Here is a 7,651-nt window from a genome sequence, read left to right as displayed (position 1 = left end):
TGCAGCAGAATTGTTATGAAGCCCTAACATTTGATCCCCACAAAGGGATAAACTGCGTATAAATCCCTAGGGGTGTTCGGCAATTCCCTTGACGCCCCACGAGTTTTTTGCCAAAGATCAAGGGCAAAGGATAGCTTCGTCTATCAACCCAGCAAAGGAGGCACCCATGCCAAAAGATCGCCCCCCTTTAGAAGAAATGACATTGCGGCAGTTGCGGCGAGTGGCCAGTGAACTGCAAGTATCCCGCTATAGCCGTATGCGCAAAGATCAGCTCCTCGCTGCCATCCGTGAAAAACAGGCGCAAGCCAACGGATCGACCACCACCATTTCTATCCAACCTGTCCCCTCTAGTCTGGAGTCCCAAGAAAAAGTGGAAGCCGCAAAGTTTGACCTCGGTCCTACTCAAGATGATGTTCTCTTGGCCTCAGTGGATGAAGGCCTTGGGGATTTGCCGGGTGGCTATGGTGAAAGCCGCATTGTCCTCATGCCCCGTGATCCCCAGTGGGCCTACGCCTATTGGGATGTGCCCAACGAGCACCGCGAAGAATTGCGGCGGCAAGGGGGGCAGCAACTGGCTCTACGCCTCTACGATGCCACGAATATCAACCTCGATAGCCAAATTCCCCACAGCGTTCAGGAGTACCCCTGCGATGAGTTGGCGCGGGAGTGGTATCTGCCCATCCCCGTCAGCGATCGCGACTATGTAGTGGAAATTGGTTATCGCTGTGCCGATGGCCGCTGGTTAGTTCTAGCTCGTTCTGCCCCCATTCATATTCCCCCCGCCTACCCCTCAGATTGGGTTTGGGATCAATTCATTACCGTGGATTGGGATATGGATCTGCGGGGCAAAACCCTCTTTGATCTGGGGGCACCCTTGGCAGGCACGGCCGAACCCAATCCCATTTATGAAGGCATCTTTGCCATGGCCGAAGGGGCAGAAGCGCAGCGGGTGGCGGGTTCCCTCTTTGGTTCTATGCACCAAGTCCCTGGCGCCATCTCCCAGTTGCCAGAAATGGCCATCAGTTCCTATGTCTTCCCCTCTGGAGTTGGGCTATGGGCGGTGCCGACGGTTTCGGGTCTGACAATGTCGGGCGTTGGCTTCTCAGCTTCGGCGGCTCCCATTCGTCCGCGCAAATTCTGGTTGGTGGCGGATGCTGAACTCATTGTCTATGGGGCTACGGAGCCAGATGCCACCGTCACCATTGGTGGGCGCCCCATCAAACTCAATCCCGATGGCACGTTCCGCTTCCAAATGTCCTTCCAAGATGGCCTCATCGACTTCCCGATCTTGGCAGTGGCGGCAGATGGGGAACAAAACCGCGCTATTCACATGAAGTTCACTCGCGAAACCCCCGAACGCCGCACCAATACCAAGGAAGAAGCGGTGCTGGAGTGGCTCGCCTAAGGAAGTTGATTGGCTCAGTAAATGCCTGATTAAATACCTAATTGAATACCTTTCCCTCTGCCTAATGGGTAGGGGGATTTTTTATGCACGCAAAAAGGCAAGGAGTTCGCGATTGACGAGCCCTGGCACTTCCTGTTGTGCCCAGTGGCCACAGTCAGGCAGGTATTTCAGCCGCCACGGTGCATGGATCAACGCTTCAATACCATTGGCAAGGCAGGGCTGGGCGAGGGGATCATCGGCGCCCCAGAGGATCAGGGTGGGGCTGGTAATGGCTTCCCTGTGCTGTTGCAGTAGGTGCCACCACTGTTGGGGTGAAAAAAGATGGCGATAACTTTTGAGGACAGCAGCGATCGCTCCCGCTTTTTCGAGAGCCGCCTGATAGAGTTGCACAGTTTCTGCTGAAAAGGCCGCCTTGCGGATGGAGTAGCGCTGAAAGAAATCCTGCAAAAAACTCCGCAGATTGTGCCCTAGCCAGTATTCCGCTAAGCCGGGGATGTGGCAGGCCAATAGCGGCCAGTTGCGCCAAAAATGCTCCACCTGCTGCCAGAGTTCCAGTCCCACAGGGTAGAGGTGCGGGGTATTCAAGACCGCTAAATGCTGCACCCTCTGCGGAAAGCGGGCCGCCACATGCCAAGCTATCAGGCCACCGCAATCATGGCCGACAATGTGTGCTCGTTCATAGCCCAGCTCTTGAATGAGCGCCGTAACATCTTGGCTGAGGGTATCGAGATCATAGCCATGGGCAGGCTTCTCGGAGTCATTGTAGCCCCGCAGATCTGGCACTACGACCTTGAAATGACGAGCCAGGACGGGAATTTGAAATCGCCAAGAGTACCAAAACTCTGGAAAGCCGTGCAACAAAATCACTAGATCACCGCTGCCTTGGGTGACGTAGTGCAGGCGCACTTGGTTAACGCTGAGGTACTGGTGTTGCCAACTCAGGGAAACTTCAGTCATTGAGGGTGAGGATCAAAGCAGAAGGGAAATCCAACTACTTTTAAGCTAGCACCGACAAAGAGGCAAGGGTAGCCCCGACAGGGTTAAATCGCAGTGGGGACACGGACTTCCTTGAGGAGATTGGCCAGTTCCTGCAGTTGGTTGATGGCCTCTGCCCCTTCTAGTTTCATCAGTTCGCGGTCGTCCCGCATTTCAGTCCAAGTAATTCCATAATCAGAAACCAAAAAGCGAATCAGGTGGTTGTCGGCCAAGCTGACCATAAAGGAGGCACTGTTGAGTTCACCGCCACAGGTGTAGCAGGAGGCCATGTAGCCTCGATTTTCTAGGGCGATCGCTAGGGCTTGCAGGTTCAGCACCAAGTCGCGAATAAACTGGCGGTGTTGTTCGGCTAAGCGATAAAACATAGGACAATTAACTCCAGAAAACGAGTAAATGAATAGCGCAACCCCAAGAAAAATATTAAGACAATCTTAAGAATGTGCCACCGTATACCAATTTGTAAAATCTTATGAAAAAGATGTAACAATCTAAAATTTGCTATAGGTATGAGTAGCTTTCATTTCGCTCGGATGGAACGGCAATACCCTCTAAACGCCTAGCTTGATGTCTAGTTCACCCTTGATTGCCTTTTGATTACCGTCGCAATAGCAGTCTGCCATATTTCTCAAGGGCTATGCTTTTCATTTTACTTTAAGATTCCTGTTTCTAGGGTAACCTAACCCTAAGGACACATTCTGCAAGACAATGCCAGCACCTACGATGGTTCCCGTGGCCCTTGCCATTCTCTACCAAGGCGATCGCGTTCTTATGCAGCTGCGAGATGATGATCCCCACATCCTGTATGCTGGCCACTGGGGACTTTTTGGCGGTCACCTTGAACCTGAAGAAGCACCGCTCGAGGGGGTTCAGCGGGAAGTCTATGAGGAGATTGGCTACTGCCCACCCCACTTCACCTTTTTTGGCGAGTACGGCGATCCCCAAGTACATCGCTATATTTTCACAGGCCCTTTAACCTGCGAATTGGGCACCTTAGTCCTCAATGAAGGACAGGGGATGGACTTGGTACCCTACGCCTCTGTGGTGGCTGGAGTTCACTATGCCCAAACCCTCGGGGAAGATCGCCCCTTAGGAGCCATCCACCAACGGATTCTGCTTGATTTCTTTGCTCAATTTAGGAGGGAATCAGCCCTTTAGGCCGCAAATTGTTGCAGCACCCATTCGGGGGTTCCTAGTCCTTGGACAGAGCGATCCAGATACAGCACCTGATCGCAGGTTGCTCTTACCCGCTCCAAGTGATGGGAAATTTGTAAAATCCCCCAGCCCTCACTCACCTTGAGGGTCTCCAGGAGGTCGTAAAACTGTTGCTCACCTCGGCGATCTAAGCCAGCGGGAGCTTCATCCAAAATCAGGAGACGACGGGGCTGCACCAAGCAATAGGCCAAAAGGGCGCGTTTTGTTTCGCCCCCGGAAAGGGAACTCATGGGTTGCGCCGCAAGATGCTCTAAGTTCAGGCGTTGGAGACTCTCAAAGATGGCGCGATCGCGCTGCTGTCGGTACTGCCAAGGCCACTGCCATGTCGGTTGCCCCCAGCCCAAACCCACAAATTCAGCCACTGTGATCGGAATGCGTGGATCGCACTGGAAGTTTTGTGGCAAATAAGCCACTTGTTGGCGGACATAGGGGAGTGTGCGGCGATAGGCCATGCCATACCCTAGGAGCGTCACCCGTCCCTGCTGGTAGGGAATAATTCCCAAGATGGCTTGAATCAGGCTACTTTTGCCCGCCCCATTGGGACCAACAATGGCCATATTCGTATTGGCTGCGAGGGTAAAGGAGACATTTTCCACCACCCAGCGATCGCCCCGCCGCACGGAGAGGTTTTCCACCTCCAGTAGGTATTCCTTCACAGGGGTATCCACGCCAATTCCAAAACCGCCAAGGAATAAGGGGAACGATGGGCTTGCCGTTGCGCCCCAAACGCTTCAGCAAGGTTGAGAATGTTCTGCTCCATCTTGCCCAGGAAATAGGCAGGGGTGAGATCCGCTGCAGAAGGGGCACGCTCTAGGGGATCAAACACACTCACTTTTGCCCCCGAATCCTGCGCTAAACTTTCAAAGCCCTGTTCTTGCCCCGGTTCAGTCAAGAGCGTTTTCAGGTCACTTTGCCGCACCGCCTGCATCACCCGTTGCACGTCCGCTGGTGAGGGGTTAACGGCGGGAATACCGACGAGATAGATCGCTTTCAGGTTATACCTCTCGGCAAAATAGGGGGCCACATCGTGATAGACCACAAATGTTTTGCCGGCAAAGGGAGTGAGCTTTTCCCGTGCCAGGGCATCGAGTGCTTCTAACTTTTGAATAAAGGCAGCACTATTCTTTTCATAGATGGCAGCCCCTTCAGGATCGACGGCAATCAGGCCATCACGAATATTTTTTACCTGCTGGACAGCACGCTGGGGATCCAGCCAAATGTGGGGATTGAATTCACCATGGCTATGACTGTGGCTATGGTCGTCGTGATCATGGGTGTGGTCGGGATTACCCTTTGTGTTGGCAATTGGGGTTACTCCAGCACTGGTATCAATGACTTTAAGGTCTGTATTGGCGGCATTCTTGATTAAGGGGTCGAGGAACGTTTCCAACCCAAGACCGTTTTTGACCAAGACCCTTGCCGTCCCCAAAAGCCGCACATCCTCAGGACGGGCTTGGAAGTCGTGGGCATCAACATTAGGGGGCAACAGTTGCTCGACAGTGGCGCGATCGCCCGCAACCGCTTTTGTAAAGGCAGTGATGGGTAAAAAAGTCGTCACAATCGTCAATGGCGCTTCTGTCTGTGAGGTCTCCTGCTCCTGTGGCGACTGGGCTTGGGGGGCACAACTGCCCAAAAATACCCCCAGAATTAGCAGCAGCCCCCAGCGTTTAAGGTGTGCTTGAATAGCCATAGGGAAACAGATGAATGATAACCATTCTCATGTTTACACAGGTAGCCAGGGAGAGCAAGCAAAAATATAGCTATTTTGCAAGGGAGGGATATATTGCAAAGAGAAATAGATTAGCCCTGAAGCGTCCCGGAAATCCTTAAAGAACGTGAGGAGTTGTCTCCTAGGTCAAGCAAGGTGGCAAAATCAATGAGGTCATTTATAATCTTTTAGGTCAGTCGCGCCACCCTCCATCGCTGGCGAAAACGAGACAACTGAGTGCCCAAGGTGATCCCCTTCGTCCTTGGAAACTTGATGGGGAAGCCTTAGCGGTAGGGGTTGCTGCAAACCCCGATGACCCTTTCGTCAACCATGCCCAAGAATGTGGGGTAGAAATTTCCAGGATTAATTACGCCCTCGACCAGAGGGGCAGCAGCGGAAAAAAACAGATGAGTTTCATGGAGTAATTCGGGATGAGGATGCTGGATCCTGTCCCATTCTTTATCGGGATATCTATAAAGGGGTAAGCTTTAACCTACCCCTTCACAACAGCCCATTAAAACCAATTGGCGATCGCGAGTTCCTAGCCTTCAAGATTCAAGAAGGGCAAGAGGGCCATGATCCGTGCCCGCTTAATAGCTACTGCCAGTTGCCGCTGTTGCTTGGCGGTGAGACCGGTCACCCGCCGCGGTAGGATTTTTCCCCGCTCAGTGATAAAGCGTCGCAGTAAATCCACGTCTTTGTAGTCAATGGGTTGGCCGGGGGGAATGGGGGAAATGCGTCGCCGATAAAATGCCATAGCTGTCCTCTAATTACTTGATTTCTTTGTGAACGGTGTGTTTGTTGCAGTAGCGGCAAAATTTCTTCAGTTCTAACCGCCCTGTGGTGGTGCGACGATTTTTGGTGGTGGTGTAGCGAGAGACACCGGGCGATCGCTGTGCCGGATTAGTGCGGCACTCTGTGCACTCTAGGGTGATAATGATTCTGGCGCCTTTTGCTTTAGCCATGGTCTTGCCTATCTATCCAGTGAGCCGATCTCTAATTATGGCAGATCTTTGCGGATTTTGCTGACCAATTCAATCAGCTTGCGATCGAGGGCAAAGCCGCGCCGACAGCGATACACCTTTGTGCCGCCTAGGCGATCGTGGAGCGTGCGGTGTTCTTCATCAATCCACGCCAGACTGCAGTCAACGGCTAGGGGCAGGGCCAAAATAAGGAGGGCCATACTCGGACCATAGGATTCCAAGCCCACCAATGTCAGCAGTGCCCCGATGCCAATCACCAGTTCTCGCTTGCTGAGGGAGAGCAGATCCGGTGTTCGCTGCCGCTGATCCAACAGTCGCGCATTCATCAACCAATGGCCGGGGCTTTGACCTTTATTGCGGTTGACCATTGCCACCCGCAGTAACCACCAAACGATGGCAAAGACAAACAGTTGTCCCCACTGAATCGCTGCTGCTGGTGTGATACCGACAACGCTCGTCAGCCAGATCAGGATAAAGTCAATGCTGGTGGCGATCGCCCGTCGCCAAGGCTGAGCCAGGGGTAAGGGGGGTAGATATTGACGGGAAAGTGCCATAGCAAGCACAGGGTGGCAAAAGGCCAGAGAGTGGCTAGACTAGTATAGCTTGATGCCGATTCCCTCAAAAAATCCTGCGGAGTTTGGACGGTGCAACCCGTTGATTTGACTACTCTGCGTGCTGTTTGTGCCGATCTCCAACATTGGCTACCAGCACGGCTCGAAACGGTTTACCAGCGCGATCGCCACACGATTGCCTTGGCTCTACGCACGCTGAAAAAACAGGGTTGGCTGACCCTCAGTTGGCATCCCCAAGCGGCACGCATTGCCTTTGAACCACCGCCCCCCCGCCAGCCAGACACCTTTACCTTTAGTCAGCAGCTTCATGCCCAACTCAATCGCCTTGCCCTTGTGCGGGTTGGTCTAGTCAACCCTTGGGAGCGCGTTGTGGTTTTGGAATTTGCGCCCCGCCTGCAGGAAGCAACGCAGTGGCGTCTCTATGCCGAGATCATGGGCAAGTACAGCAACGTGATACTGGTAAACGCTGAAGGGGAAATTGTTACCGCCGCCCACCAAGTCAGCCCCCAGCAGTCCCGCTTGCGGCCCATTCTCACCGGTCAGCCCTATGTGCCCCCACCCCCCCTGACAGCAGCGCTGCCCAGTAGCGAGATTCCCTTTGAGCAATGGCAACAACAGGTGAGTGTGATCCCCGGACTGCTGCGGCAGCAACTCCTGAAGGCCTATCGGGGCTTGAGTCCTGCGTTGGTACAGCAACTACTTGCCGATGCCGCTTTGCCCCCAGAGCATCGCACTACGGATCTAAGCGCTGAAGAGTGGCGGCGGCTGTTTGACC

The 7,651-nt window shown here is 53.5% G+C and carries 10 protein-coding genes; 3 read left to right on the top strand and 7 right to left on the bottom strand.

All coding sequences use genetic code 11. From position 1 onward, the window contains the following. The first annotated feature begins 166 nt into the window (after positions 1-166). Complete coding sequence (locus H8Q75_RS00075) at positions 167-1,405, top strand: DUF4912 domain-containing protein (RefSeq protein WP_024125331.1); 1,239 nt, start codon at positions 167-169, stop codon at positions 1,403-1,405. A gap of 81 nt (positions 1,406-1,486) precedes the next feature. Here the strand turns inward: H8Q75_RS00075 and H8Q75_RS00070 are convergent, their stop codons facing one another. Both H8Q75_RS00070 and H8Q75_RS00065 read right to left on the bottom strand, forming a co-directional pair. Beyond that, positions 1,487-2,362, bottom strand: a complete 876-nt coding sequence (locus tag H8Q75_RS00070; protein WP_024125330.1) for an alpha/beta hydrolase — start codon at positions 2,360-2,362, stop codon at positions 1,487-1,489. Positions 2,363-2,445: 83 nt separating this feature from the next. Continuing rightward, positions 2,446-2,766, bottom strand: coding sequence for a DUF1815 family protein (locus H8Q75_RS00065; protein ID WP_024125329.1), 321 nt, complete (start codon positions 2,764-2,766; stop codon positions 2,446-2,448). A 340-nt stretch (positions 2,767-3,106) separates the two neighbouring features. Here H8Q75_RS00065 and H8Q75_RS00060 point away from each other — a divergent pair, with 340 nt between their 5' ends. Beyond that, the gene (locus H8Q75_RS00060) at positions 3,107-3,556 is read left to right on the top strand and encodes an NUDIX hydrolase (RefSeq protein ID WP_041429176.1); all 450 of its coding nucleotides are present in this window, start codon (positions 3,107-3,109) and stop codon (positions 3,554-3,556) included. Here the strand turns inward: H8Q75_RS00060 and H8Q75_RS00055 are convergent. The 5 genes from H8Q75_RS00055 to H8Q75_RS00035 form a co-directional block, all read right to left on the bottom strand. Then, positions 3,553-4,281 (bottom strand): metal ABC transporter ATP-binding protein, encoded by a 729-nt coding sequence (locus H8Q75_RS00055; protein WP_051372828.1) that lies wholly within the window; start codon positions 4,279-4,281, stop codon positions 3,553-3,555. The genes H8Q75_RS00060 and H8Q75_RS00055 overlap by 4 nt on opposite strands. Then, the gene (locus H8Q75_RS00050; RefSeq protein WP_297039310.1) at positions 4,266-5,303 is read right to left on the bottom strand and encodes a metal ABC transporter substrate-binding protein; all 1,038 of its coding nucleotides are present in this window, start codon (positions 5,301-5,303) and stop codon (positions 4,266-4,268) included. Before H8Q75_RS00050 ends, H8Q75_RS00055 begins: the two co-directional genes overlap by 16 nt. A gap of 559 nt (positions 5,304-5,862) precedes the next feature. After that, entirely contained in the window at positions 5,863-6,078 is a 216-nt protein-coding gene (gene rpsR, locus H8Q75_RS00045; protein WP_011057896.1) for a 30S ribosomal protein S18, read from the bottom strand. Positions 6,079-6,091: 13 nt separating this feature from the next. Further along, positions 6,092-6,286 carry a 50S ribosomal protein L33 gene (rpmG, locus tag H8Q75_RS00040; RefSeq protein ID WP_024125325.1) on the bottom strand — a complete coding sequence of 65 codons (195 nt, stop codon included), beginning with the start codon at positions 6,284-6,286 and terminating at the stop codon, positions 6,092-6,094. Positions 6,287-6,321: 35 nt separating this feature from the next. Then, positions 6,322-6,858, bottom strand: a complete 537-nt coding sequence (locus tag H8Q75_RS00035) for an RDD family protein (RefSeq protein ID WP_297039295.1) — start codon at positions 6,856-6,858, stop codon at positions 6,322-6,324. A gap of 90 nt (positions 6,859-6,948) precedes the next feature. Between H8Q75_RS00035 and H8Q75_RS00030 the strand changes: the two genes are divergently transcribed. Further along, positions 6,949-7,651, top strand: a 703-nt coding sequence (locus tag H8Q75_RS00030; protein WP_297039292.1) for an NFACT family protein, incomplete at its 3' end; no start/stop codon positions are given.

This window comes from Thermosynechococcus sp. OHK43 (assembly GCF_014466085.1).
In the GTDB taxonomy this organism is placed as follows: Bacteria; Cyanobacteriota; Cyanobacteriia; order Thermosynechococcales; family Thermosynechococcaceae; genus Thermosynechococcus.
Note: the sequence above shows the minus strand (reverse complement) of the source record. Positions and strands in the feature narration are given on the sequence as shown.

Coding starts and splice junctions, on each gene's coding strand:
- H8Q75_RS00075 (WP_024125331.1), top strand. CDS start 167: ATGCCAAAAGATCGCCCCCCTTTAGAAGAAATGACATTGCGGCAGTTG.
- H8Q75_RS00070 (WP_024125330.1), bottom strand. CDS start 2,362: ATGACTGAAGTTTCCCTGAGTTGGCAACACCAGTACCTCAGCGTTAAC.
- H8Q75_RS00065 (WP_024125329.1), bottom strand. CDS start 2,766: ATGTTTTATCGCTTAGCCGAACAACACCGCCAGTTTATTCGCGACTTG.
- H8Q75_RS00060 (WP_041429176.1), top strand. CDS start 3,107: ATGCCAGCACCTACGATGGTTCCCGTGGCCCTTGCCATTCTCTACCAA.
- H8Q75_RS00050 (WP_297039310.1), bottom strand. CDS start 5,303: ATGGCTATTCAAGCACACCTTAAACGCTGGGGGCTGCTGCTAATTCTG.
- rpsR (WP_011057896.1), bottom strand. CDS start 6,078: ATGGCATTTTATCGGCGACGCATTTCCCCCATTCCCCCCGGCCAACCC.
- rpmG (WP_024125325.1), bottom strand. CDS start 6,286: ATGGCTAAAGCAAAAGGCGCCAGAATCATTATCACCCTAGAGTGCACA.
- H8Q75_RS00035 (WP_297039295.1), bottom strand. CDS start 6,858: ATGGCACTTTCCCGTCAATATCTACCCCCCTTACCCCTGGCTCAGCCT.